At 59.7% G+C, this 25,626-nt stretch carries 24 protein-coding genes and 1 riboswitch; of the genes, 13 read left to right on the top strand and 11 right to left on the bottom strand.

Features of this window, described 5'->3' with window-relative positions; translation table 11 throughout:
* The first annotated feature begins 18 nt into the window (after positions 1-18).
* The 3 genes from metK (at position 19) to AC1DQM_RS11385 (ending at position 3,533) form a co-directional block, all read left to right on the top strand.
* Positions 19-1,209, top strand: coding sequence for a methionine adenosyltransferase (metK, locus tag AC1DQM_RS11395; protein ID WP_007937912.1), 1,191 nt, complete (start codon positions 19-21; stop codon positions 1,207-1,209).
* 157 nt (positions 1,210-1,366) lie between these two features.
* Positions 1,367-3,046 (top strand): NAD-dependent DNA ligase LigB, encoded by a 1,680-nt coding sequence (ligB, locus tag AC1DQM_RS11390; RefSeq protein WP_477746190.1) that lies wholly within the window; start codon positions 1,367-1,369, stop codon positions 3,044-3,046.
* Positions 3,047-3,137: 91 nt separating this feature from the next.
* On the top strand, positions 3,138-3,533 hold the full coding sequence (locus AC1DQM_RS11385; RefSeq protein ID WP_018928748.1) for a DUF1090 domain-containing protein: 396 nt from the start codon (positions 3,138-3,140) through the stop codon (positions 3,531-3,533).
* A 20-nt stretch (positions 3,534-3,553) separates the two neighbouring features.
* Here the strand turns inward: AC1DQM_RS11385 and AC1DQM_RS11380 are convergent, their stop codons facing one another.
* On the bottom strand, positions 3,554-4,003 hold the full coding sequence (locus AC1DQM_RS11380) for a c-type cytochrome (protein ID WP_026286618.1): 450 nt from the start codon (positions 4,001-4,003) through the stop codon (positions 3,554-3,556).
* A 128-nt stretch (positions 4,004-4,131) separates the two neighbouring features.
* On the opposite strand from AC1DQM_RS11380, the gene mltA reads away from it, so the two are divergent.
* Positions 4,132-5,304 (top strand): murein transglycosylase A, encoded by a 1,173-nt coding sequence (mltA, locus tag AC1DQM_RS11375; protein ID WP_086944419.1) that lies wholly within the window; start codon positions 4,132-4,134, stop codon positions 5,302-5,304.
* Between the two features lie 116 nt (positions 5,305-5,420).
* Here the strand turns inward: mltA and AC1DQM_RS11370 are convergent, their stop codons facing one another.
* Positions 5,421-5,807 carry an MAPEG family protein gene (locus tag AC1DQM_RS11370; RefSeq protein ID WP_018928745.1) on the bottom strand — a complete coding sequence of 129 codons (387 nt, stop codon included), beginning with the start codon at positions 5,805-5,807 and terminating at the stop codon, positions 5,421-5,423.
* Positions 5,808-5,857: 50 nt separating this feature from the next.
* A complete protein-coding gene (locus tag AC1DQM_RS11365) occupies positions 5,858-6,691 on the bottom strand; it encodes an EamA family transporter (protein ID WP_018928744.1) in 834 nt (277 codons plus the stop codon).
* Between the two features lie 210 nt (positions 6,692-6,901).
* On the opposite strand from AC1DQM_RS11365, the gene AC1DQM_RS11360 reads away from it, so the two are divergent.
* Positions 6,902-8,071, top strand: coding sequence for an MFS transporter (locus AC1DQM_RS11360; RefSeq protein ID WP_477746189.1), 1,170 nt, complete (start codon positions 6,902-6,904; stop codon positions 8,069-8,071).
* Positions 8,072-8,077: 6 nt separating this feature from the next.
* Here the strand turns inward: AC1DQM_RS11360 and AC1DQM_RS11355 are convergent, their stop codons facing one another.
* Complete coding sequence (locus AC1DQM_RS11355) at positions 8,078-8,965, bottom strand: formate/nitrite transporter family protein (protein ID WP_477746188.1); 888 nt, start codon at positions 8,963-8,965, stop codon at positions 8,078-8,080.
* 245 nt (positions 8,966-9,210) lie between these two features.
* A complete protein-coding gene (locus AC1DQM_RS11350; RefSeq protein ID WP_018928741.1) occupies positions 9,211-9,615 on the bottom strand; it encodes an acyl-CoA thioesterase in 405 nt (134 codons plus the stop codon).
* A gap of 198 nt (positions 9,616-9,813) precedes the next feature.
* A riboswitch (S-adenosyl-L-homocysteine riboswitch) is annotated at positions 9,814-9,912 on the top strand.
* 23 nt (positions 9,913-9,935) lie between these two features.
* On the opposite strand from AC1DQM_RS11350, the gene ahcY reads away from it, so the two are divergent.
* The 4 genes from ahcY (at position 9,936) to AC1DQM_RS11330 (ending at position 15,381) form a co-directional block, all read left to right on the top strand.
* Positions 9,936-11,345, top strand: a complete 1,410-nt coding sequence (gene ahcY, locus AC1DQM_RS11345; RefSeq protein ID WP_018928740.1) for an adenosylhomocysteinase — start codon at positions 9,936-9,938, stop codon at positions 11,343-11,345.
* A gap of 127 nt (positions 11,346-11,472) precedes the next feature.
* Complete coding sequence (gene metF, locus AC1DQM_RS11340; protein ID WP_086944417.1) at positions 11,473-12,318, top strand: methylenetetrahydrofolate reductase [NAD(P)H]; 846 nt, start codon at positions 11,473-11,475, stop codon at positions 12,316-12,318.
* Between the two features lie 168 nt (positions 12,319-12,486).
* A complete protein-coding gene (locus AC1DQM_RS11335; RefSeq protein ID WP_477746187.1) occupies positions 12,487-13,302 on the top strand; it encodes a substrate-binding periplasmic protein in 816 nt (271 codons plus the stop codon).
* A gap of 222 nt (positions 13,303-13,524) precedes the next feature.
* Positions 13,525-15,381: an RNA helicase RhlE2 gene (locus AC1DQM_RS11330; RefSeq protein ID WP_018928737.1), complete on the top strand. Its 1,857-nt coding sequence runs from the start codon at positions 13,525-13,527 to the stop codon at positions 15,379-15,381.
* A 142-nt stretch (positions 15,382-15,523) separates the two neighbouring features.
* On the opposite strand, the gene AC1DQM_RS11325 is transcribed toward AC1DQM_RS11330, so the two are convergent.
* Positions 15,524-16,117 (bottom strand): YceI family protein, encoded by a 594-nt coding sequence (locus AC1DQM_RS11325; protein WP_018928736.1) that lies wholly within the window; start codon positions 16,115-16,117, stop codon positions 15,524-15,526.
* A gap of 32 nt (positions 16,118-16,149) precedes the next feature.
* Positions 16,150-16,701, bottom strand: coding sequence for a cytochrome b (locus tag AC1DQM_RS11320; RefSeq protein ID WP_018928735.1), 552 nt, complete (start codon positions 16,699-16,701; stop codon positions 16,150-16,152).
* Between the two features lie 363 nt (positions 16,702-17,064).
* On the opposite strand from AC1DQM_RS11320, the gene AC1DQM_RS11315 reads away from it, so the two are divergent.
* A complete protein-coding gene (locus AC1DQM_RS11315; protein ID WP_477746186.1) occupies positions 17,065-17,913 on the top strand; it encodes a YncE family protein in 849 nt (282 codons plus the stop codon).
* A gap of 87 nt (positions 17,914-18,000) precedes the next feature.
* Here the strand turns inward: AC1DQM_RS11315 and AC1DQM_RS11310 are convergent, their stop codons facing one another.
* Entirely contained in the window at positions 18,001-19,869 is a 1,869-nt protein-coding gene (locus AC1DQM_RS11310; RefSeq protein WP_477746185.1) for a flavin monoamine oxidase family protein, read from the bottom strand.
* 222 nt (positions 19,870-20,091) lie between these two features.
* Between AC1DQM_RS11310 and AC1DQM_RS11305 the strand changes: the two genes are divergently transcribed.
* Complete coding sequence (locus AC1DQM_RS11305; RefSeq protein ID WP_018928732.1) at positions 20,092-21,498, top strand: adenosylmethionine--8-amino-7-oxononanoate transaminase; 1,407 nt, start codon at positions 20,092-20,094, stop codon at positions 21,496-21,498.
* A gap of 210 nt (positions 21,499-21,708) precedes the next feature.
* Positions 21,709-22,428, top strand: coding sequence for a 16S rRNA (uracil(1498)-N(3))-methyltransferase (locus tag AC1DQM_RS11300; protein WP_018928731.1), 720 nt, complete (start codon positions 21,709-21,711; stop codon positions 22,426-22,428).
* 158 nt (positions 22,429-22,586) lie between these two features.
* Here the strand turns inward: AC1DQM_RS11300 and trhA are convergent, their stop codons facing one another.
* Positions 22,587-23,204, bottom strand: coding sequence for a PAQR family membrane homeostasis protein TrhA (gene trhA, locus AC1DQM_RS11295; protein WP_018928730.1), 618 nt, complete (start codon positions 23,202-23,204; stop codon positions 22,587-22,589).
* 158 nt (positions 23,205-23,362) lie between these two features.
* Here trhA and AC1DQM_RS11290 point away from each other — a divergent pair, with 158 nt between their 5' ends.
* Complete coding sequence (locus AC1DQM_RS11290; RefSeq protein ID WP_477746184.1) at positions 23,363-24,277, top strand: LysR family transcriptional regulator; 915 nt, start codon at positions 23,363-23,365, stop codon at positions 24,275-24,277.
* 153 nt (positions 24,278-24,430) lie between these two features.
* Here AC1DQM_RS11290 and madM read toward each other — a convergent pair whose 3' ends face one another.
* Both madM and madL read right to left on the bottom strand, forming a co-directional pair.
* Positions 24,431-25,195 (bottom strand): malonate transporter subunit MadM, encoded by a 765-nt coding sequence (gene madM, locus AC1DQM_RS11285; protein ID WP_018928728.1) that lies wholly within the window; start codon positions 25,193-25,195, stop codon positions 24,431-24,433.
* Between the two features lies 1 nt (position 25,196).
* Positions 25,197-25,613: a malonate transporter subunit MadL gene (madL, locus tag AC1DQM_RS11280; protein ID WP_018928727.1), complete on the bottom strand. Its 417-nt coding sequence runs from the start codon at positions 25,611-25,613 to the stop codon at positions 25,197-25,199.
* Positions 25,614-25,626: the final 13 nt, after the last annotated feature.

Raw genomic sequence — 25,626 nt, 5'->3', positions numbered from 1 at the left:
ATTCAGGAAAAAATCGAGATGAGCGAATACTCCCTCTTCACCTCCGAGTCCGTGTCTGAAGGGCATCCGGACAAAATCGCCGACCAGATTTCCGATGCGGTGCTGGACGCCATCATTGCTGAAGACAAGTTCGCCCGCGTGGCGTGCGAGACTCTGGTGAAAACCGGCGTGGCAATCATCGCAGGTGAAGTCACCACGTCGGCCTGGGTCGATCTGGAAGACATCGTCCGTAACGTGATTCTCGACATCGGCTACAACAGCTCCAATGTCGGCTTCGACGGTGCAACCTGCGGCGTGATGAACATCATCGGCAAGCAGTCCCCCGACATCAACCAGGGTGTTGACCGTGCCAAGCCTGAAGATCAGGGCGCCGGCGACCAGGGCCTGATGTTCGGCTATGCCAGCAACGAAACCGACGTGCTGATGCCAGCACCGATCACCTTCTCGCACCAACTGGTTCAGCGCCAGGCCGAAGCCCGCAAGTCCGGCCTGCTGCCTTGGTTGCGTCCAGACGCCAAGTCGCAAGTGACCTGCCGCTACGAAAACGGCAAGGTTGTCGGTATCGACGCCGTTGTACTGTCGACCCAGCACAACCCGGAAGTGTCCTACAAAGACCTGCGCGAAGGCGTGATGGAACTGATCGTCAAGCACGTGCTGCCTGCCGAACTGCTGTCCAAGGACACCCAGTTCCACATCAACCCGACTGGCCAGTTCATCATCGGCGGCCCGGTGGGCGACTGCGGCCTGACCGGTCGCAAGATCATCGTTGACAGCTACGGCGGCATGGCCCGTCACGGCGGCGGCGCGTTCTCCGGTAAAGATCCATCGAAGGTTGACCGTTCGGCGGCCTACGCCGGTCGTTATGTGGCCAAGAACATCGTGGCTGCCGGCCTGGCCGAGCGTTGCGAGATTCAGGTTTCCTACGCAATCGGCGTCGCTCAACCGACTTCGATTTCGTTGAACACCTTCGGCACCGGCAAGATCAGCGACGACAAGATCGTCAAACTGGTCCGCGAAGTGTTCGACCTGCGTCCATACGCGATCACCACCATGCTCGACCTGCTGCACCCGATGTACCAGGACACCGCTGCGTACGGCCACTTCGGTCGCACCCCGGAAACCAAAACCGTGGGCGACGATACGTTCACCACGTTCACCTGGGAAAAAACCGACCGCGCCGACGCTCTGCGTTCTGCTGCCGGCCTGTAAGACTTCTCCGGTTGTACAAAAAGCCCCGCACGGTTCGCCGTGCGGGGCTTTTTCATGAAGAAGATCCCACCTCGAAACACGCAGAATTACACCTCTGCACTCCACACTCGAAACCTGACTAGCCTTGAAAGCATCCCAACGAGCAAGGACGCTCTCGATGCTGCCCAACCTGCGCCTGTTTTTCGGTTTCCTGCTGACCCTCACCTGCCTGACCGCCAATGCCGCCGACTGCCCCGATTGGCCGCCGGCCCGCGCTCTGGACGAAATCAACGCACTGCAAAAGCGAATCGACCTCTGGGACGACAGCTATCATCGCGAAGGACGCTCTTTGGTCGCCGATGAACTCTATGATCAATCCCGCATACGACTAAGCGAATGGCGCGAGTGTTTTGACTCAGGCCCTTCAGCCGAACCGTTGCGCACTGCCGGTGGCACGATTGCTCACCCCATCGTCCACACCGGCCTGGAAAAACTGCGCGATGGGCGCGCCGTCGAAGCCTGGCTGAAAAATCGGGATGAGGTCTGGATTCAACCCAAGGTCGACGGTGTGGCTGTGACGTTGATCTATCGCAACGGCTGGCTGCACCAGGCGATCAGTCGTGGTGACGGGATAACCGGCCACGACTGGACTGCCTCAGCGCGCCAGATCGCCGCCATCCCTCAAAAACTTCCACAACCGCTCGACCTGCTGTTGCAAGGCGAACTCTATTGGCGCCTGACCGAACACGTGCAAGCCGAGGCCGGCAGCCTCAATGCCCGCGCCACGGTGGCCGGGTTAATGGCACGCAAGACGCTGAACCCCGAGCAAGCCGCCGGTATCGGCGTGTTCGTCTGGGACTGGCCACAAGGCCCGAAAAGCCTGCCCGCCCGCGTGGCGGCTCTGGATGAGCTGGGATTCCCGAGCACCGCGCCCTACAGCCAGCCGATCGAGGCATTCGCCGATGCCGAACGCTGGCGCGATTACTGGTATCGCTCGCCCCTGCCCTTTGCCAGCGACGGCGTCGTTTTACGACAGAACCAGCGCCCACCCGCCGAGCGCTGGCAGGCGAAAACGCCTTTCTGGAGTGTCGCCTGGAAGTACCCCTTCGCCCAGGCGTTGGCCGAGGTGCGCAAGGTCCACTTCAAGATTGGACGGACCGGCCGGATCACACCGGTGCTGGATCTGGCACCGGTGATGCTCGATGACCGGCAGATCAAGCGTGTCAGCGTCAGCTCCCTGCAGCGCTGGGAAGCGCTGGACATTCGTCCCGGCGATCAGGTCGCCATCAGCCTGGCCGGGCTGACCATCCCCAGGCTCGACGGTGTGGTATTGCGCAGCACCGAACGTCCTGAATTGAACGCACCGCTGGCAGCAGATTTTCATCCGTTGAGTTGCTGGCAGCCGACACCCGGATGCGAAAGCCAGTTTCTCGCACGGCTGGCCTGGCTCAGCGGCAAACAGGGGCTGGCCTTGCCGCATGTCGGGCCGGGCACCTGGGAGAAACTGCTCAAGGCCGAACGTCTCGACAACCTGCTCGATTGGTTGACCCTCGATGAGCAAGAGCTTGCTAACATTGACGGCTTCGGCGAACGCAGCAGTGCTCGTCTTTTGAACAGTTTCAACAGCGCCCGGCAACGACCGTTCGCTCGCTGGCTCAAAGCCCTGGGCTTGCCGCCGACCGGCCAGGCACAGCTCGCCGATTCATGGCAGGTGCTGGCGCAACGAAACACCGAACAATGGCAGGCCGAAACCGGCATCGGCCCGGGACGCGCGGCGCAACTGAGCGCATTTTTCCGCGACCCGCAGGTCCTGGCCTTGAGCGAGACATTACGTGTTGCCGGGATTGACGGTTTTTAGCAGCCGGCGACGCTCGTCAGCCTGGGAACCCATAGGTACCGATGCGCTCAAACAGCCCATCGCTACATCGATTTTTTCACCTGGAGCCTTTATGAAACTTCTTTCACCGCTCGCCTTGTTGACCCTGTGCAGCGTGATGGCCGCTCCATTAATGGCCGACGAAGACGCCCCGGGCCTGACCGGCTGCGCCGCAAAAAAACAAGGCATCATCAACCAGATTGAACTGGCCAAGTCTCACGGCAACGCCGATCAACAGGCTGGCCTGGAAACCGCCCTGAGCGAGGTCACCGCCCATTGCACCGACGCTTCCTTGAAGAAGGAACGGGAAAACAAGGTGCTCGACGCCAAGCACGAAGTCAGCCGGCGTCAGGCCGACCTCGACAAGGCGATGAAAAAAGGCGACGCCGAGAAGATCAACAAGCGCAAAGACAAACTGGCTCAATCGCGCAAGGATTTACAGGACGCGCTCGACGAGCTGGATAAGTAATCCGGTTTGAACACGCCGCCTCAATGATCCCGAAACTCTTTATGGCAGGCACTACAGGCGTCTTCGACTTTCTGTACTGCCGGCCCCAGATTGCTGGCCTTGTAGGGTTGAACCTGGCTGGCGATCACCAGTTCACCGGTGGCGCCTTCAAGGGTGCGAGCCATTTCCTGGAAGCGTGCCTGCTTCTGCCAGACATCGTCCTTGGCGCTGGTGTGATCTTCTTCGCGCACCTGCGGGAAATGTTTCCACGGCTCATGGGACAACGCATCGAGCTTCACGGCACCGTCGGCGAATTTCGGGCCATCGAACGGAATACGCCCACGCAACATGCCACCCAGGTCTTCGCCGGTCTTGAGCATTTGCTTGAAGATCGCCTTGCGCTGGCCCAGAGGCGAGTTCGGGTCGACACCGCCGCAGGCGGACAAGGTCAGGCAGGCCAGCAATACAACAGAGAGTCTTTTAAGAGTCATGGTGGCTTCAGATCACTGGAAACGGCAGCCAGTATCCTCGCGTCACCGGCAAAGACCAATAGCCCTATTATCAATACGGGTTGTTTGAGCGCATGGAGCACTCAGGCAACCGGCAAAGGAATTACTCCATGAACAGCCGTTTCAAGGCGTGGCGTCACAACCTGGCCTGGACCCTTCCGATGGTGGCCATACTTGCTGGCTGCACCGGTGGCGACAGTAGCAAACCGAAAACCCACGCACTGGCGACCTACTCCAGCGCTACCTGGGAAGCCCTTCCAGCGGTGTCCGACAATGACCTCGTCGCCGGTTTTGGCTCGTGGCGCAGCGCCTGCACCCGACTCAAGGCCGACCCGGTCTGGGGTGGCACCTGCGCCGCTTCCGCCAATGTTCAGCCAACCGCCAGCGAAATCCGCGGCTTCCTCAAGCAAAACCTCGATGTTTACGGCTTGCGCGCCGCCAATGACAACCCCAACGGCCTGATCACCGGTTACTACGAACCGGTGTATCCCGGCAGCCTGACCCAGACCGAGCAAGCGAACATCCCGGTGTACGGCGTGCCCGAGGACATGATCATCGTCTCGCTGGACAGCATTTACCCGGAACTCAAAGGCAAACGCCTGCGCGGACGACTCGAAGGTCGCGTGCTTAAGCCTTATGACGATGCGGCAACCATTGAAACCAATGGCGTGAAGGCGCCAGTGATTGCCTGGCTGACCGACCCGATGAACCTGCAGTTCCTGCAAATCCAGGGTTCGGGGCGCATCCAGCTCGATGATGGCCGTCAATTGCGCATTGGTTATGCCGACCAGAACGGCCACCCCTATCGACCTATCGGCCGCTGGCTGGTGGATCAGGGCGAGCTGAAGAAAGAAGAGGTAACCATGAGCGCCATCGATAACTGGGCCAAGGCCAATCCGACGCGCATTCCCGAACTGCTCGGCAGCAACCCCAGCTACGTGTTCTTCAATCGCAACCCGGACAGCAACGAAGGGCCGCGCGGTTCGCTGAATGTGCCATTGACCGCAGGTTATAGCGCGGCAGTGGATCGCAAGGTGATTCCGCTCGGTAGCCTGTTGTGGTTGTCGACGACGCGACCGGACGGCAGCGCACTGGTGCGTCCGGTGGCCGCTCAAGATACCGGCGGCGCGATTGCCGGCGAGGTCCGCGCGGACCTGTTCTGGGGCACGGGCGAGGCGGCCGGGCAATTGGCCGGCGACATGAAACAGCAGGGGCAGATCTGGATGCTCTGGCCTAAAGGGGCGGCGTTGCCTCAGGTGCCGCAGGTGGCTGACAAACTTTAGAAGCAAAAGATCGCAGGCTGCGCCAGCTTCAACATCGAGAGCGTTCGTCGCAATATCGCGAATGAACATCGATCCCTGCAGGGAATGGCGCAGCCTGCGATCCTTTGATCTTGCCGTTAAACAGACACCACAAAGAAACTGACAATCAGCCCCATGCCAATGGCCCACACCAGCGACCGCAGAATCGCCCAGTCCGCCAGATAGCAAATGATGTACAGCAGCCGACTGGTGATGAACAGCACCGACAGCACATTGATCGTCACCAGTTCGGCATTGCCGGCCAGATGCGCCACGATCACCGCCGCGGCAAACGCCGGGGTCACTTCGAAGCTGTTCAACTGCGCCGAATGCGCACGCCTGGCCACGCCTTCGAGTGAATCCAGAAACGCCCTTGGGTCGTGATTCTGTTTCAGCCCGAACTTGCCATTGCTGAACTTGGCGACGCCTGTGCACAGATAAGGCAAGCAGATCGCAATCAAAATGCACCACAGAGCAACTGTCATGACGCAGTCCCTTCTTCAAGTTGTAGAGAATCGAATTCCATCAGCGGCGACTAAAACTTCATCACCAACATGCCGATCAATACCAGTCCACAGGCTAAGAGCCGTGGCCTGCCAAAAGGTTCTTTGAGGTAGCGCATACCGAACAGCACCACCAGAATCACGCTGATCTCGCGCAGCGCCGCTGCCTCGGCAATCGATCCGAGCTGCATGGCCCACAGCACCAGAGCGTAGCTGAACAATACGCAGAACCCGACCGCCAACCCCAACCGCCACTGCTCACGCCAGAACAGCATGAACGCCGGGCGTTTGCGCACCAGCGCCAGCAATGGGAACGGCCAGGCACTGAGCACGGTGACCCAAACCAGGTAGTCCAGCGGATGGGACCAGCGCCGCAAGGCCTGGCCATCGATGAAGGTGTAGCAGCCGATGCACAAGCCGATCAGCGCCACCACCGGCAGCATCGACCACGGCAGGCGCACCCCGCCACCGCCCTGCCAGAGCAGGCACACCATGCCGAACGGGATGAGCAGAATCCCGAAGATCTGCTGAGCCGTCAGCACTTCACCGGCGAAGATCAGCGTCAGCGCCAGCACCACCAACGGTGACAGGCCACGCATCAACGGATAGACCAGGCCGAGATCGCCGACCCGATAGGCCTGGATCAACAGGTAGCGATAGAGCAACTCGAATGCCGCCGACGCAAGAATCCACGGCCACATATCCAGTGGCGGCAGCGCCACGAAGGGCAGCATCAGCGCGACAAACAGCAACGCCACGCTGTCCATGCAGGCCACCACCAACAGCCGCTCCGCGCTGAACTTGATCAGGGTATTCCACGCCGCGTGCAACAGCGCCGCCACCAACACCAGAATCGTCGCAAGCACAGCACACTCCTTGTATTGCCCCTACATCGCGGGACAGAGATTTGATTCGCCATATGTCCGCAGCTGTTTATACTGCAAGCGACCACGCCGCACTCAGTTGCGCACAGACTAATTCCAATAATTCCTGCCTCTGCCCGCTCTCATCGAGAACGGTCGTCGGCCTGCGTATGCCTGATCAAAGCGTCAAGACTACCGACAGAGACCTTGCGCATGCCACTCGCCTTGCTTGCACTGGCCGTTGCCGCTTTCGGCATCGGCACCACTGAGTTCGTCATCATGGGCTTGCTGCCCGATGTCGCCCGCGACCTCGCCGTGAGCATTCCTCATGCTGGCCTGCTCATCACCGGTTATGCCCTGGGCGTGGTGTTCGGTGCGCCGATTCTCGCGGTCGGCACCGCCAACATGCCGCGCAAAGCCACACTGTTGGGCATGACGCTGATGTTCATTCTCGGCAACATCCTCTGCGCCCTGGCGCCGAACTACGCCACCTTGATGGCCGCACGAGTGATCACCGCGCTGTGCCACGGCGCGTTTTTCGGCATCGGCTCAGTGGTCGCTGCCAGTCTGGTGGCACCGAACAAACGAGCCCAGGCAATTGCCATGATGTTCACCGGCCTGACCTTGGCCAACGTGCTGGGCGTGCCATTGGGCACTGCGCTGGGGCAATACGCCGGCTGGCGCTCGACCTTCTGGGCAGTGTCGGTGATTGGCGTGATTGCAGCCATTGCCCAGTGGGTCTGGCTGCCCAAGGAAATCCCCATGGACAAAGCCAACCTGGCCAGCGAATTCAAAGTGCTGGGCAAGGTCAATGTGCTGCTGGCGCTGGGCATGAGCGTGCTGGCGTCCACCAGCCTGTTCAGCGTGTTCACTTACATTGCGCCGATCCTGCAGGACATCACCGGCGTCAGTCCGCATGGCGTAACCATCATGTTGCTGTTGTTCGGGGTCGGCTTGACCGGGGGCAGCATGCTCGGCGGCCGATTGGCGGACAGTCGCTTGCTGCCTTCGCTGGTGGGGATGACATTGGCCGTGACCATCGTGCTGGCCACCTTCAGCCAAACCAGCCATTCAGTGATACCGGCGGCGATCACGCTGGTGTTGTGGGGCATCTTCGCGTTTGCGCTGTGTCCGATCCTGCAATTGCTGATCATCGATCAGGCCCATGAGGCGCCAAACCTCGGGTCGACCTTGAATCAAAGTGCATTCAATCTCGGCAACGCCGCCGGGGCGTGGATTGGCGGGCTGGTGGTGGCCAGTGGCGCGGACCTGGCGGACTTGCCGTGGACCGGCGCACTGGTCAGCGTATTCACGCTGCTGACGGCGCTGTTCTTCATCTACCTGCAACGTCGCAGTGCTGCCGCAATCAACGTCTCTGGCTGACATTGATCATTCTTTGATCTTCTGCGGTTCGGATTCCTGAGCCCGCTCCGCAGAGGTCTTCGGCGGCCCGCTTTCACTGCGAATCTGCGCGTGACTGATCAGCGCGAAGATAAAACTGCCGCCAATAATATTCCCCACCAGCGTGGGACCTGCGAACACCCACCAGAAATCCTTCCACGGCAACTCGCCGGCAAACACCAGGTAAGAAACCTCGACCGATCCGACCACGATGTGGGTGAAATCGCCCAGCGCCATGAAATAGGTGATGAGGATGATGATCCACATCTTGGCGCTTTCCATGGACGGGATCATCCAGACCATGGTGGCGATCATCCAGCCGGAGATGATGCCTTTGGCGAGCATCTTGCCGGCATCGTTCTCCATGACCTTGCGCCCGATCTCAAGGAAGGCCAGATCGGTCTTGCTGTCGAATATCGGCAGGTGCAGCATCACATATGCCACCAGCAAGGTGCCGCAGAGGTTGCCCACCAGCACCACCGTCCACAGCCGCAGCAACCGACCGACATTACCCAACGTTGGCTTGCTCATGATCGGCAGCACGGCGGTCAGGGTGTTTTCGGTGAAGAGTTGCTGACGGGCGAGAATCACCGCGAGAAAACCGGCGCAATAACCGAAGCTGGCGATCACCTTGTAGCCTTCGCCGTCCGGCAGGCGCGAGTTGAGCAATCCCATGCCCATCAGTGACAGGCCCATGGTCAGGCCGGCAGCCAAGGCCGACCACCACAGCGCCGCAACGCTACGCTCGAGCTCCTGATCGCCTTGGGTGCGAATGATTTCGTGCAACACCGCCGCACGCGGGGGCTGGTTCTTGTCGACCTCGCGCTGTTCCTGTGCTGAGAGGTCCGGGGTCTTGCCGTCGTTGGGCGTGTCCATAAGGCTGCTCCTGAACCGGTGGCGTGTCGTTTACGTACGACACGCGGGGTTCGGAGCTGTTCACTACCCGGGGGGAACGCAGCAAACCCTGTGGCGAGGGAGCTTGCTCCCGCTCGGCTGCGAAGCAGTCGTAAGCTGACGTGAAGCCTGCCTGAAAGAACCCAATGACAGATTTCAGGGCCGCTTCGCGCTGGAGCGCCAGCCCGGCCCAACGGGAGCAAGCTCCCTCGCCACAGAAACAACAATCACCCGCCGATCTCGTCATCCTTGAACTGGTCTTTGACGTACCTGATCTCGGTCCGGCCGTGCGGCATGGGCAGGCCGTCTTCGCCCAGGTTCACGAACACCATCTTCTCTACCGTCAAAATGCTCTTGCGAGTGATCTTGTTGCGCACTTCGCAGGTCAGAGTGATCGAGGTGCGACCGAACTCGGTGGCGGTGATGCCCAGCTCGATGATGTCGCCCTGACGCGAGGCGCTGACGAAGTTGATTTCGGAAATGTACTTGGTGACCACGCGCTGATTACCCAACTGGACGATGGCGTAGATCGCCGCTTCTTCGTCGATCCAGCGCAGCAGGCTGCCGCCGAACAGCGTGCCGTTGGGGTTGAGGTCTTCGGGTTTTACCCATTTGCGGGTGTGGAAATTCATACTCACTCCTGACCGTCTTGCCGATTGATGCCGGCCATCATGGCAGAGCCCGGACTAGAGCTCTATCAAGCATCGACTATGGTCTCGATTACCGTTCGGACATTGACCAACAGAAACGCTTTGGAAGATCAGCATAGCCCGCTATAATCGCCCCCGTTTCAAAACGGTCATGTTTGATTGATACCGTTTTCCCGCCACCTGTCCGAGGGGCGCTGCAGCAGGTTCAACCTGTCAGGCTCGGATGGGGCGTTGACTGGCCACGGCCAGACACTAAACGCACAACGGCGCCCATTCGCATACATTACGAATGGAGGCTCTTCATGAGCGCTGTTATCACGCCTGCAGATTTTAACGATTACAAAGTTGCCGACATGTCCCTGGCTGCCTGGGGCCGTCGCGAAACCATCATCGCCGAATCCGAAATGCCGGCCCTGATGGGTCTGCGCCGCAAGTACTCCGTCGAGCAACCGCTCAAGGGCGCGAAGATTCTCGGCTGCATCCACATGACTATTCAGACTGCCGTGCTGATCGAAACCCTGGTTGCCCTGGGTGCCGAAGTACGCTGGTCGTCCTGCAACATTTTCTCGACTCAGGATCAGGCCGCCGCTTCGATCGCCGCTGCCGGCATCCCGGTGTTCGCCTGGAAAGGCGAGACTGAAGAAGAGTACGAGTGGTGCCTGGAGCAAACCATCCTCAAGGATGGCCAGCCTTGGGATGCCAACATGATCCTCGACGACGGCGGCGACCTGACCGAGCTGCTGCACAAGAAGTACCCACAAGTACTGGACCGCGTTCACGGCGTCACCGAAGAAACCACAACCGGCGTTCACCGTCTGCTGGACATGCTGGCCAAGGGCGAGCTGAAAATCCCGGCCATCAACGTCAACGACTCGGTGACCAAGAGCAAGAACGACAACAAGTACGGCTGCCGTCACAGCCTGAACGACGCGATCAAGCGCGGCACCGACCACCTGCTGTCCGGCAAGCAAGCGCTGGTCATCGGTTACGGCGACGTGGGCAAGGGCTCGGCCCAGTCCCTGCGTCAGGAAGGCATGATCGTTAAAGTCTCCGAAGTCGACCCGATCTGCGCCATGCAAGCCTGCATGGACGGTTTCGAACTGGTTTCGCCGTTCATCGACGGTATCAACAACGGTACCGAAGCGAGCATCGACAAAGCGCTGCTGGGCAAGATCGACCTGATCGTGACCACCACCGGCAACGTCAATGTTTGCGACGCAAACATGCTCAAAGCCCTGAAGAAACGCGCAGTGGTCTGCAACATCGGTCACTTCGACAACGAAATCGACACCGCTTTCATGCGCAAGAACTGGGCATGGGAAGAAGTGAAGCCGCAGGTTCACAAGGTTCACCGCACCGGTCCAGGCGCTTTCGACGCTCAGAACGACGACTACCTGATCCTGCTGGCCGAAGGCCGTCTGGTTAACCTGGGTAACGCCACTGGTCACCCAAGCCGCATCATGGACGGTTCGTTCGCCAACCAGGTTCTGGCGCAGATCTTCCTGTTCGGCCAGAAGTACGCCGACCTGTCGCCAGCCCAGAAAGCCGAGCGCCTGACCGTTGAAGTACTGCCGAAGAAACTCGACGAAGAAGTGGCCCTGGAAATGGTCCGCGGTTTCGGCGGCGTGGTCACTCAACTGACCAAGCAACAGGCTGACTACATCGGCGTTACCGTCGAAGGCCCGTTCAAGCCGCACGCTTACCGCTACTGATACGCTGATTGACCGCTCTGCGCAGGAGCTGGCGAAGCCTGCGATCTTTTGATCTTAAAAGATCGCAGCCTAAGACAGCTCCTACGGGGGGCCAGCGTCCGGCTTACGTGTTTCCAAGGATATGACCATGTCCCAAGAACGTCGCTACAGCTTCGAATTCTTCCCGACGAAGACCGATGCTGGGCATGAAAAACTGATCGCCACTGCCCGTCAGCTCGCGACCTACAATCCCGACTTCTTCTCCTGCACCTACGGCGCTGGCGGTTCGACTCGTGATCGCACCCTCAACACCGTGTTGCAGCTGGAAAGTGAAGTCAAAGTCCCTGCCGCTCCGCATCTGTCTTGCGTGGGTGACAGCAAGAACGATCTGCGCGGCCTGCTGACCCAGTACAAGGCAGCCGGCATCCAGCGAATCGTCGCGCTTCGCGGTGACCTGCCCTCGGGCATGGGCATGGCCAGCGGCGAGTTGCGTCACGCCAATGACCTGGTTGAATTCATTCGTGAAGAGACTGGCGATCATTTCCACATCGAAATCGCCGCTTACCCGGAAATGCATCCGCAAGCGCGCAATTTCGAAGACGACCTCAACAACTTCGTGCGCAAGGCCAACGCCGGTGCCAACAGTGCGATCACCCAGTACTTCTTCAACGCCGACAGTTATTTCTACTTCGTCGAGCGTGTACAGGCGAAGGGTGTGAACATCCCGATCGTGCCAGGGATCATGCCGATCACCAACTACAGCAAGCTGGCGCGCTTCTCCGACGCTTGCGGCGCGGAAATCCCGCGCTGGATCCGCAAGCAACTGGAAGCCTACGGCGACGACACCCAGAGCATTCAAAGCTTTGGTGAGCAAGTCGTCACCGAGATGTGCGAACGCCTGTTGCAAGGTGGCGCACCGGGGCTGCACTTCTACACACTGAACCAGGCTGAACCGAGCCTGGCGGTGTGGAATAACCTGAAGTTGCCGCGCTAATAGCCGTTAACGCAAATCAAGAGATCGCAGTCTTTGGCAGCGCCTCCAGGGGAATATGTACCTCTGCAGGCGCCGCCGAAGGCTGCGATCTTTTGCTTTTAATGCCCGATCCAGAGCTTCTGGATCCGGTTTCTGGCTCTTTATGATTTCTCGTCGTAATCTCAAGCCATGCCCCTGATCACCCAGTTACTGACCGTGCTTCTATTCACTTGCCTGAGCTTCACCGCTCGCGGCGAGAAGCTGCGTATTGTCACCGAACCCTGGGCGCCCTACGTCTATGAAGAAGGTGGCAAGAACCTCGGACTCGACTACGAAACCACGGCCATCGTCTTCAAACGCCTGGGGATTGACGTGGAATGGCAGTTCTTGCCGTGGAAACGCTGCCTGTCGATGCTTGAGCAAGGCCAGGCGGACGGTGTGCTGGATATTTTCCACAGCGATGAACGCGAAGCGACCCTGCTCTACCCCAGCGAACCGCTCTCGCAAGTCGAATTCGTGATGTTCTACGCCAATGAACGGCCGTTCCCGTTTCGCACCCTGGACGACCTGAAAGGCCTGACCATCGGCACCTCGCCGGGCTACCTGTACAGCAAGGATTTCAGCGAATCGACGTTGTTTACCCGGGAACCGGCGCCTACCCATGAAGCCAACTTCGGCAAACTGGTGCGCGGGCGGATCGACCTGTTGATCACCGATCGCCGGGTCGGCCAGCACTTGCTCGATCAACTGGACATCCGCGACAAGATCACCGAGAACCCGACTGTCATCAGCCAGCAGAGCCAGTATCTGGCGGTGCGCCGCAATGCCGGGATGGATTTGTTGGTGCAGCGTTTCGGCGCCGAGCTCAAGCGCTTCAAGCGCGAACCGGCCTATGCTGAACTGAGCGCCCGCTATGGTGCCGGTCCGGCTACCGAAGCCCGGGCCACCAACGCCACCGCAACCAGCGGAAAAACCGTTGAGCAGCAGGAAAGCGGCGCACAGTGATTGCTCTGTTATACTCCGGCCTTCCCGCCAGGCTCACGCCCGGACGCTCGGACTTGTTCAAGGCATCTCGATCCCGCTACAGCGCAGCTTTTCAGCCCGCGCGAGCGCTCCAGACGAGCCTTCGAGGCCCAGCAGGACCGGACGGGATTGCGTCCTCTTAAACGCCATTCGCGCCAGGCAAGACTCCCATTGGGCCAAGCCCTAACTAAAACAGGATTACTCATGTCCTTTGCTTCCCTCGGTCTCTCCGAGGCTTTAGTCCGCGCCATCGAGGCAGCGGGCTATACCGAGCCTACTCCGGTGCAACAGCGGGCCATTCCCGCCGTGTTGCAAGGTCGCGACCTGATGGTTGCGGCTCAGACAGGTACTGGTAAAACCGGTGGCTTCGCCCTTCCGATTCTGGAGCGGTTGTTTCCCAACGGTCACCCGGACAAATCCCAGCGTCACGGCCCGCGCCAACCACGCGTACTGGTCCTGACCCCAACCCGCGAACTCGCGGCTCAGGTGCACGAGAGCTTCAAGGTCTATGCCCGTGACCTGAAGTTCGTCAGCGCCTGCATCTTCGGTGGCGTCGGCATGAACCCGCAGGTTCAAGCCATGTCCCGTGGTGTCGACGTGCTGGTGGCCTGCCCAGGTCGCCTGCTCGACCTCGCCGGCCAAGGCAGTGTCGATTTGTCCCACGTGGAAATCCTGGTGCTGGACGAAGCCGACCGCATGCTCGACATGGGCTTTGTCCATGACGTGAAAAAGGTCCTCGCCCGGCTCCCGGCCAAACGGCAGAACCTGTTGTTCTCGGCGACGTTCTCCAAAGACATCACCGACCTCGCCGGCAAGCTGCTGCACAACCCGGAACGCATCGAAGTCACGCCACCGAACACCACGGTCGAGCGGATCGAACAACGCGTATTCCGTCTGGCCGCCAGCCACAAGCGTTCGTTGCTGGCACACCTGATTACTGCCGGCGCCTGGGAACAGGTGCTGGTATTCACTCGCACCAAGCACGGCGCCAACCGCCTGGCCGAGTACCTGGACAAACACGGCCTCACCGCCGTCGCGATCCACGGCAACAAGAGCCAGAACGCCCGCACCAAGGCCCTGGCCGACTTCAAGGCCGGTGAAGTGCGCATCCTGGTCGCCACCGACATCGCTGCTCGTGGCCTCGACATCGACCAGTTGCCTCATGTGGTCAACTTCGAACTGCCAAACGTCGACGAAGATTACGTGCACCGTATCGGTCGTACCGGCCGTGCCGGTCGTTCGGGCGAGGCGATCTCGCTGGTCGCTCCGGACGAAGAAAAACTGCTGAAAAGCATCGAGCGCATGACCAAGCAGAAAATCGCCGACGGCGACCTGATGGGCTTCGACTCCAGCGCTGTGGAAGCCGAGAAACCGGAAGTCCGCGAGCGTCCGGATGTGCGTAACCCACGCGCCCCACGTGGCCCACGCGGCGACGGCCCGAACGGCAGCGGTGGTGGTGGCGGTCGTAAAGACAAAGGCAAGGACAAGGGCGGCAAGGAAAAGCCTGCCGCTGGCCGTGGCGAGCGCCCGGCCCGTGAACACAAGCCACGCGAAGGCACTCCGGCCCGCGAGCAACAGCGCCCGGCCCCTCGCGCTGCCGCCGACCGTGCTCCGGACGAGTTCCTGGACGACGATATCGATAACTTCGGTAACCGCGTCGACTACGTGCCTCAAGCCAAACCGGCTCAGGGCCGTGGCCGCCGTCCGGGCGCACCGGCACAAGGCGCTGGCGCTCCGCGCGCCGGTCAGCCACAAGGTCGCCAGAACGGTCCGCGCAACAGCAGCGGCGCAACCACCGGCACCCCACCGGCCAAGCGCAGTGGCCCGCGCAACGGCGCTCCACGTGACGGCCAGGCCCGTCGCGAAGAGTCACGCAACCGCCGTCCGGCCCGTGACGACCAGTCTCGTTCGGAACCGGCCGTGCAGAACCCGCGGAGCCCGGCACCGAAGATCATTCACAAGGAGTCGAAAAGCGATCGCTTCCCGACCCCTGAGCAACTGGATCAACTGCCAGGCCGTCCGCGCGGCGAAAAACCAGCATTGCTGACCCGCAACCGCTGAGTTAGCACCGTTATAAAAAATGCCCTGATCTTGCGATCGGGGCATTTTCATTTCAGTTGAGAACATCCCTGCAGATTTTCTCCGACCATAAAAAACGCCCGCGATCGTGAGATCGGGGGCGTTTTTGTGTCAGGTGCGAAGATTATTTCGCTTTGACACCTTCAAACGTCACGTACAGATCGACTGCGTCGGACGCTGGGCCCAGGTCTTTCTGCTTGCCGAAATCGGAACGCTTGATGCTGGTGGTGCCTTCGAAGCCGGCACGGTAGCCGCCCCATGGATCCTTGCCTTCACCCAGGAACGTGGCTTTGACTACGATTGGCTTGGTCACGCCCAGCAGGGTCAGGTTGCCGGTCACGTCGGCAGTGTCTTTGCCTGCGGCGTTTTTACCGGTAGGTTTGACACTGGTGGAGACGAACTTGGCGTCGGCGAATTTGCCCACGTTCAGGAAGTCACCGCTGGCGATGTGCTTGTCGCGTTCGGCGTGGTTGGTGAACACGCTGGCGGTGCGCACATTGAACTCTATCTTGCTGTCTTCAGGCTTGGCAGCGTCGAAGCTGAACTTGCCGTCGATATCCTTGAAGGTACCGATGATGTAGCTGTAGCCCAAGTGGCTGATCTTGAAGTCAACAAAGGCGTGCTGGCCTTCTTTGTCGACCACATAGTCGGCCGCCATCACGTTAGCCGACAGCAGAGCAGAACCGATTGCCAGAGCGGCGAGCGTCTTTTTCAACATGCTTTCTATTCCTTTGGAGTCGAGGTAGAACATCAGGCTTTGCGCCCCAGCATTCGCGTCAGGGTCGCATCACGATCGATAAAGTGGTGCTTCAATGCAGCCAACGCATGGAAACCGGAAAAAATTACCAGCAGCCAGGCCAGGTACAAATGAATCACACCCGCGGTGTCTGCCTGGTCCGGTAGTCCGGAAACCAGTGCAGGAATTTCAAACAGGCCAAACACCGGAATCCCGACACCGTCTGCGGTGGAAATCAGGTAACCGGCGATCATCACAGCGAACAGACTGAGATAAAGGAACGAATGGCCGAACTTGGCGCCAAGGCGGGTCATGCGGCTATAGCTTGGCAAGAGCGGCGGCGGTGGGCTGATGAAGCGCCACACTACCCGCAGCAACATCACGGCAAATAACACCAGACCAATGCTCTTGTGCAGATCCGGCGCGTCTTTACGCCAGGTGCTGTAGTAATCGAGACCGACCATCCACAACCCCAACGCAAACAGGCCGAAGACGGCCAACGCCACACCCCAGTGCATAAAGATGCTGACCCAACCGTAGCGGGAAGAAGAGTTACGTAGCTGCATTGCCCAAATCCTGTAAGAACTGCGCCCAAGACTATCGAGTTATCTATCGATTTAAAGCGGAAAATTTCGCTCTGAAATATCGAGAAATACGATCAAGACCTTGGGGCCGGGAGGTTAAGAGAGTGTTAACCGAAGGAAAAAACCTTCACGCACCCTCCTTATATTCATTTATGAGCCGATACCACTCGTCAGAACTGTCACATTTAACAGTGGCTTTCATTGCTGGTCATTGATGAACTTGAACTTGGACGTCAGTCCAAGCGTCTGAACAGGAGTTCTACCATGAGTCACAATTCGAGTTCATCCCCCGTGATAACACGCAATCAATCCAATTCGATACCCGTAGGGGAAGGACCGCGAGGGATGGCCATCAGCAACGATGGATCACGCGTATTTGTTTGCAATTACATGTCGGACAATGTGTCCGTCATCGACACCCGAATCAAAAAGGTAATCCGTACCATCGCCGTAGAGCAGTATCCCCGAAGCATTGCCCTTGGCCATGAGGGAAAAAGAGCTTACGTGACCAACTACGGTTCAAGTTCGGTTTCGGTTATTGATACCGAAACATACGCGGTGGGTAATATCACGGTGGGTAGACACCCTTGGGGAGTCGTCGCGAGCCGGGACGGGAGGCATGTTTACGTCACCGTACGGCAGGATAAAGAGTGGCTGGCAATAATTGACGCTCGCACTTATGTGGTGAGCAGAGTCCGAGGGTTACCTTCACCGTCCATAAGTGTGGACATCAGCCAGGACGATTCGCGTCTCTATATTTCCAGTACCGATTCCCCTGGTCGCCCTTTTCAGGACGCGCTCACGGTCATCAGCAGCAAGACGTTCGAAGTCATCAACATCATCAAAACCGAAAAATATCCGTCAGCCGTTACTGTCAGTCCCGACGGTAGAAAAGTGTATGTCGTGGGTCTGGACGCTCGAAGACTGACCGTGTTGGACACCCGGTCACTGACCACCCAGCATTTCGATTTTGTGGCTTGCGAAGGGGAAATAGTGTTTAGCAAAAAGAACGCTTACGCCGTTGATCACACCGAAAAAGAGGTCGTGGAAGTGAATACCGCCACCCATAAGATTGTTCGCAGGTTTCCCATCCCTGGGGCTATCGACCCGCATCATATGGTTCTTGATCATCATAACTGCGCCTATATCAGCGACTACCAAGGCGACGAAGTCCATATCGTCGATCTGCCTTAGTACCAAAGAATCAGCCGGCCTCTACGAGGGTGCAAAGACATAAAAAAAGCGCGGCATCTCTGCCGCGCTTTTTTTTGATCCCAAGACTTACTGTGTCTTGGTTTCAGTCGCCACCGGTGCCTTCGCAGCGGTACTCGCCACTGGTTTCTTCACTGGCTCAGCCTTTTTCGCCGTTGCCTTGGCCGGAGCCTTTTTGGCCCCGGTTTTGGCAGCAGGCTTTTTCACTGGCGCTTTGGCCGGTGCTTTCTTCACCGGCTCGGCTTGCGCCGGCACCACTGGCTTCGGTGCCTCGACCGGTGCAGGTGCCGGGGCCGGCGCAGCGACTGGAGCGGGGACTGGAGCAACAGGCGCCGCAGGTTCTGGCGCCTTGGCCGGTGCTTTGTCGGAGCCACCACCAAACATCCGCGAGAAGAAGCCAGGCTTGGTTTCTTCAGCTTTCGCTTCAACCTTGGCAGGTTCTGCCTTGTCGGCCGCTTTATCGGACGAACCACCGAACATGTTGCTGAAGAAATTGCCTTTCTTCGCCACTGCCGCGCCTGCCGCCGCAGCGGTCGCTGCCGGCACAACTTTCGCCGGTTCAAACGATTTGCCCGCTGCCAGGTCCTCCAGCTGACTGGCTGCACGCTGACCGGTGCGCAAGGCGCCTTCCAGGGTGCCTGGGTACAAGGTGTCAGTGTGTTCGCCGGCAAAGGCTACACGTTGCAGCGGACGCTCCCACAGGCGCCAGTATTTGCTGATCTGCCCCGGACCGAAGGCCAGGTAAGCGCCGCCCATCGATGGGTCGGTGCTGTAGCGGCGGATTTCATAACCGGTGAACGAACCGCGTGCCTGTGGATAAAAGGCGTGCAGACGAATCAGCACCTGATCGGCCATTTGCTTGTCGCCAAAGGCCTGCATCACCCGCGCGTTGTCGCCGGAAATGTTGATCACCACGTTGGCGCCGCCCTTCAAGGCCGGCTCGATCCACAACATGCCCAGACCGGCGTTGCTGTAGATCTCGCCAGACATGCGCGCCTTGCTTTCCCACACTGGCGTCTTGAACTTCAGCATGATCTGGTCACGCCAGCCGTAGTTGGTGCCCTTGATAGCGCCCATGTGCTGGGCGTCCAGCGCGGGAGTCATCTGGATCTTGCTCAGTGCACGCAACGGCACGGCCAGCACAACGTAGTCCGCCTGATAGCCAACGCTGCCGACCTTGACGCTCACGCCGTCCTTGTCCTGGGTAATGGACGAAACCGGGGAACTGGTCTTGATGGTTTTCAGTTGCTTGACGAAGGCCTGGGCCAACACCGGACTGCCGCCGGGCAGGCGCGAGGCGCGCAGATCACGGTCAGCAATGCCACGGTAGACGCGGCTTTGTTGGGCAAAATACAGCAGCGACAGGCGCGAAGGTTCGTCGTAACGGGTACGAATCTCCTGATTCACCAACTGACGCGCAGTGGCTGGCAGATTCAGGCGATCGAGCCAGTTGGCCACGTTGATCTGGTCCAGGGCGAACAGCGTGCTGTTGGCGGCCGGGTTTTGCGGGTCTTCGATCGAGCGCGCCAGGTCATCCAGGGTCTTTTCGTAGCGTTTCAGCGCGTCGCTGGTGGCCGGCTGTTTAGTCGCCAGATCGGCGGCGCTGAAGTATTCACCGTCGATCAGGTAACCCGGGGTCCGCACGAACTCGGGGGCTGGCGTGGTGCTCAGCTTGAACGTCGAGATGTACTTGTTCAAAACCGGTTGGGTCTTGTCGTTGCCGATCCACTCGCTGGTGGCCATGCCGGAACGACCGCCCAGGGTCGGTTTGGCTTCCAGCAGGGTGACCTGCCAGCCTTTGCTCTGCAGTTCGTACGCCGCGGTGAGGCCCGAAAGCCCGCCGCCGACCACGATCGCTGTTTTATCCTTGGCCAGCGCCGAAACGCTGAACAGTCCTAACATCACCAGCGCACAGGCGCGCAGCCAACCAGCAGACATTCAGAGAACTCCGGAAATACACGAGGAAATAGCGGTTTTACGAGTCAGACGACTCAAAGAGCCGCGAAGAATACGTCAGCCATCAAAACGCCGCCAGCGACGTCTATCGTCCTATACAAAGTAGCTCAATCGACACAATGGGTTGTCCCCGTGACGCGCATTGCATAGGCTTGCGCGATTGTTTACCCGCCTACGTCACGGGTAGCCTCGAGGAGACAGAAAATGGGCCTGAATAAACAGTGGATGGAACGCGATCTCGCCGTGTTATGGCATCCCTGCACCCAGATGAAAGACCACGAACAGCTGCCGCTGATCCCGATCAAGCGCGGTGAAGGCGTGTGGCTGGAAGACTTCGAAGGCAAACGCTACCTCGACGCCGTCAGCTCCTGGTGGGTCAATGTGTTCGGCCACGCCAACCCGCGGATCAACCAGCGCATCAAGGATCAGGTCGATCAGCTGGAACACGTGATCCTCGCCGGTTTCAGCCATCAGCCGGTGATCGAGCTGTCCGAGCGTCTGGTGAAGATGACGCCCGAAGGCCTGACCCGGTGTTTCTACGCCGATAACGGTTCATCGTGCATCGAAGTCGCGCTGAAAATGAGCTTCCACTACTGGCTCAACCGCGGCCAGCCGAACAAGAAACGCTTCGTCACCCTCACCAACGGCTACCACGGCGAGACCATGGCGGCGATGGCAGTGGGCGACGTGCCGCTGTTTACCGAAACCTACAAAGCCCTGCTGATGGACACCATCAAGGTGCCGAGCCCCGATTGCTACCTGCGCCCCGAGGGCATGAGCTGGGAAGAACACTCGCGCAACATGTTCGCCGCCATGGAGCAGACCCTGGCCGACAACCACGATACCGTGGCCGCCGTGATTCTGGAGCCGCTGATTCAGGGCGCCGGCGGCATGCGCATGTATCACCCGGTGTACCTCAAGCTGCTGCGCGACGCCTGTGATCGTTATGGCGTGCACCTGATCCACGATGAAATCGCCGTCGGCTTCGGTCGTACCGGCACAATGTTCGCCTGCGAACAGGCCGGTATCCGCCCGGACTTCCTCTGCCTGTCCAAGGCCCTGACTGGCGGTTACCTGCCGTTGGCGGCCTGCCTGACCACCGATGAGGTCTACAGCGCGTTCTACGACGACTACCCGACCCTGCGCGCCTTCCTGCATTCCCACAGCTATACCGGCAATCCACTGGCCTGCGCGGCGGCATTGGCGACGCTGGATATCTTCGAAGAAGACAACGTCATCGAGAACAACAAGGCCCTGGCCCAGCGCATGGCCTCCTCCACCGCGCACCTGGCCGATCACCCGAACGTCTCTGAAGTGCGCCAGACCGGCATGGTGCTGGCGATCGAGATGGTCAAGGACAAGGCCAGCAAGACCGCTTACCCGTGGCAGGAACGTCGCGGTTTGACCGTGTTCCAGCATGCACTGCAACGAGGTGCTTTACTGAGGCCGTTGGGCAGCGTGGTGTATTTCCTGCCGCCTTACGTGATTACCCCGGAGCAGATCGATTTTCTGGCCGAAGTGGCCAGCGAAGGCATCGACATCGCCACCCGTGACAGTGTCAGCGTGGCGGTACCGAAGGACTTTCATCCGGGCTATCGCGATCCGGGTTGAAGCCTTGCCCAGATCCCTGTGTGAAAGAGCTTAACTGTGGCGAGGGGGCTTGCCCCCGTTCGGCTGCGAAGCAGTCGTAAATCCGGTTGATACGTTTTCACTGGAATAGCGCAGTTGCAGGTTTTGGGGTCGCTTCGCGGCCCAATGGGGGCAAGCCCCCTCGCCACAAAAGCGACTCGATCCAAATTTCTGATTCAGTAGAGACCCAAGATGAGACTGTCCCGCTTCTTTATCGACGCCCCTTTGAGCACCGGCGAACACGAGTTGCCCGAAGCCCAGGCGCATTACATCAGCCGTGTGCTGCGCATGGCCGAGGGTGATGCGGTGCAATTGTTCGACGGCTCGGGCCACGAGTTTCGCGGCACGCTGGTGGAAGTCGGCAAGAAGCGCGTGGTGGTGCAAATCGATGAAAGCTTTACCGGTCAGGTCGAGTCGTCGCTGGCGGTCCATCTCGGCCAGGGTTTGTCCCGTGGCGAGCGGATGGACTGGGCGATTCAAAAAGCCACCGAACTGGGCGTCACCGAAATCACCCCGATTTTCACCGACCGCTGCGAGGTCCGCCTCAAGGACGAACGCGCCGACAAACGCCTGATGCACTGGCGTCAGGTGGCGATCAGCGCCTGCGAGCAGTGTGGGCGCTCACGGGTGCCGGTGATTCATCCGCCATTGCTGTTGGCTGACTGGTTGAAGCAGACCGCGGCCGAATTGAAACTGGTGCTGCATCCGGTGGCCGAGCCGCTGGTGAGCCACGCCAAACCTGCAAGCCTGGCGTTCCTGATCGGTCCGGAGGGCGGCTTGTCGGACGTCGAAGTCGAACAGGCCAAGGCTGGCGGTTTCCACGCCGCCCGCCTCGGCCCGCGCGTGCTGCGCACCGAAACCGCGCCGGTGGTGGCATTGGCGGTGGCCCAACAACTCTGGGGTGACTTCTAGGGCCTTGTGGCGAGGGGGCTTGTCGGAACGCCGCACCGCCCCGTTCGGCTGCGAAGCAGTCGTAAATCCGGTTTATGCGTTGTATCTGAGAAGACTCGTTGCAAGACTGGGGCCGCTTCGCAGCCCAACGGGGGCAAGCCCCCTCGCCACAAAAGCGGTCACAAGACGTAGAACCAAATCGCCACAAAGTGCAGCAAACTCCCGGCTATCACGAACAGATGCCAGATCCCATGGGCGTGGCGCAGACGATGGTCGAGGGCAAAAAAGATAATCCCCACGGTGTACAACACCCCGCCCGACGCCAGCAAGGTAAAGCCGACAGGGCCCAGTGCCGCCAGTAACGGCTTGACCGCCACCAGCACGATCCAGCCCATCACCGCGTAAATCACGACCGACAGAATCCGTGCTTCCGAGCGCGGTTTGATCTCTTGCAGGATACCGATCAGCGCCAGCCCCCAGACAATCCCGAACAACGTCCAGCCCCATGGCCCGCGCAGGGTCACCAGGCAGAACGGCGTGTAACTGCCGGCAATCAGCAAGTAGATCGAAAAATGATCGACCTTCTGCATGATCGCTTTCTTGCGCCCACGCACGCTGTGGTACACGGTCGAGGCGCTGTAGAGCACCAGCAAGGTAAACGCGTAAATCGCCACACTGACGATCTTCCACGGACTGCCATCCATACTGGCGATCACCAGCAGCCACACGCCCCCGACCAATGCCGCCACCGCCCCAACCAAATGCGTCCAGGCGTTCAATCTTTCCCCGTGATACATGTGTTGCTCACCTCTACGTTCATTACCGCCGCGCGCAAGGCTCAGGCCTCAAGGTTAAAAGCGCAATGTTTCAGAACACAATGCCCCCCTACGAAAGCCATCGAGCCAAACGTTAGCCAATTGGGCACAATCGAGACATTCGAATAAGAGTCTGGCCCATGTTGATCGATGAAGAGTTGACCCTGAAAAAACTCGAAGTGTTCCTGGCCTTCATGCGCACCGGCAACCTGGCCCGCGCCGCCGTCGAGTTGCAGACCAGCAACGTCAGCGTGCACCGCGCCATCCACTCCCTGGAAAGCGCCCTGCGTTGCCCGCTATTCAAGCACGAAGGGCGCAACCTGACCCCGTTGGAAAGTGCTTATGTGCTGGAAGAGCGGGCGCAGAAGCTGATTCAGGACGTGCTCGAAACCGTGCGCCTGACCCGCGAAGCCGCCGGGTTCTCCGCCGAACGCTTCAAGCTCGGCTCGCTGTATTCGCTGACGGTGAAGACTGTGCCGCAGCTGATCATGGGCCTGAAAATCCGCCGCAGCGAACTCAATATCGACCTGATCCTGGGCTCGAACATCGACCTGCTGTACAAGCTCAAGAACATGGAAGTCGACGCGATCCTGGTGTCTCTGGACGACAGCGTCAACGACCCGGACTGCGAGCAGATCCCGCTGTTTTCCGATGACATCTTCCTCGCCACCCCGGCTGATTCGCCCTTTGCCCAGCGGACCGAAGTCGACCTGGCCGAGGTGCGCGACGAAACGTTCATCACCTTGACCCAAGGCTTCGCCACGCACCAGGACGGCATTCGAGTGTTCAAGCAGGCGGGGTTCGAGCCGAAGGTGGCGATGCAGGTCAACGACATCTTCACCCTGCTGAGCATGGTCAGCTCGGGGGTGGGTTATGCGTTGCTGCCGGGGCGGATTGCGGCGGTGTATGAGAACCGGGTGAAGCTGATTCCATTGCAGGAAAAGTACCGGTTGCAGCAGCACATTGGCGTGGTATTTCTCAAGGCCAAGGAACGTGACCCGAATCTGCTGGCGCTGTTGGCGGAATGCCGGATGTATGCCAATCGCCAGGCTTGAGACCTTGTGGCGAGGGCGCTTGCTCCCGCTCGAGTGCTGAGCGCCCGCAAAATCAGGCCACCGGATTTACCTGATACACCTCGGTGGTAGAAGTTGGGGCTACTGCGCAGCCCAGCGGGAGCAAGCTCCCTCGCCACAAGAAGCAGTCATCCGTTAACCAACAATCCCGCGAACAACGAAGTACAGCAACGAAGGCCCAAGCAAGCATCCAAGCCCGGTATGGAACGTCGCCGTCAGCGCGCCATATGGCACCAACCGCCGATCCGTCGCCGCCAACCCGGCCGTCACTCCACTCACCGTCCCGGCCAAGCCGCCAAACACCATGGCCGAGCGCGGGTTATCCAGGCCCATCCAGCGCGCCGCCACCGGCGTGCCGACCATCACCAGAATCGCCTTGATCAACCCGGTGGCAATCGACAGCGCCATCACATCGGATGAGGCCCCAATCGCAGCACCCGTCACCGGCCCGACGATGTACGTCACCGCACCCGCGCCAATGGTGGTCATGCTGATCGCATCGCGATAACCGAACACCCAGGCAATGCTCGCCCCGACAATGAACGGCAGAATCGTGCCCAGCAGCAGCGCGATGACGCCAATCATCCCGGCCTTTTTCGCTTCGGTGGCCTGCACCTCGAACGCCGTGGCAACGATGGCGAAGTCACGCAACATGGCGCCGCCCATCAAGCCGATGCCGGAAAACAGTGACAGATCCGCCAGGCCTTTTTGCCCGCCGGTCATGGTGCCGCCAACCCAGGCCAGCACCAGGCCGATGACGATGGCAATCGCCGAGCCATGAATCCGCCCGAAAGTCAGGCGCTTGGACAGAATCACCGACACCCACATGATTACGCCAACAAACGCGAATGCCGTGACCAGACTGTTATTTACCAGGCCTTTCTCAATGAGTTCCCACATATCAGCGACCTCCTACTGGCGTGCCGACCGGTGTTATGTCCACCGGTTCATCGGGCAAGGGTTCGCCTTTGTGGGTTCGGCTGATCAACGCAATGGTGCAGCCGCAGAGCACCACCGAACCGATCGCCGCCAGCACCGCCACCGGGCCGCCGTGCAGGGCGGTGACCACGTTCTGTTGCGCCGCCATGGCAACCACCACCGGAATGTACATGGCGCCCCAGAAGCCGACGCCCATCTCGCAATCCTTGGTCATGCCGCCGCGTTTTTGCATCCACAACCGCGCGCAAATCAGCAGGATCATCGCGATCCCGACCCCGCCGACGTTGGATTTCACCCCCAGCAACACGCCGAGCATGTCACCCATGATCACCCCTGCCAGCGTACAGATCGCCAACAGCGCCACACCGTAAATAATCATTGTTGTAGTCCTC

The sequence above is a fragment of the Pseudomonas sp. 01L34 genome (genome assembly GCF_056400265.1).
Note: the sequence above shows the minus strand (reverse complement) of the source record. Positions and strands in the feature narration are given on the sequence as shown.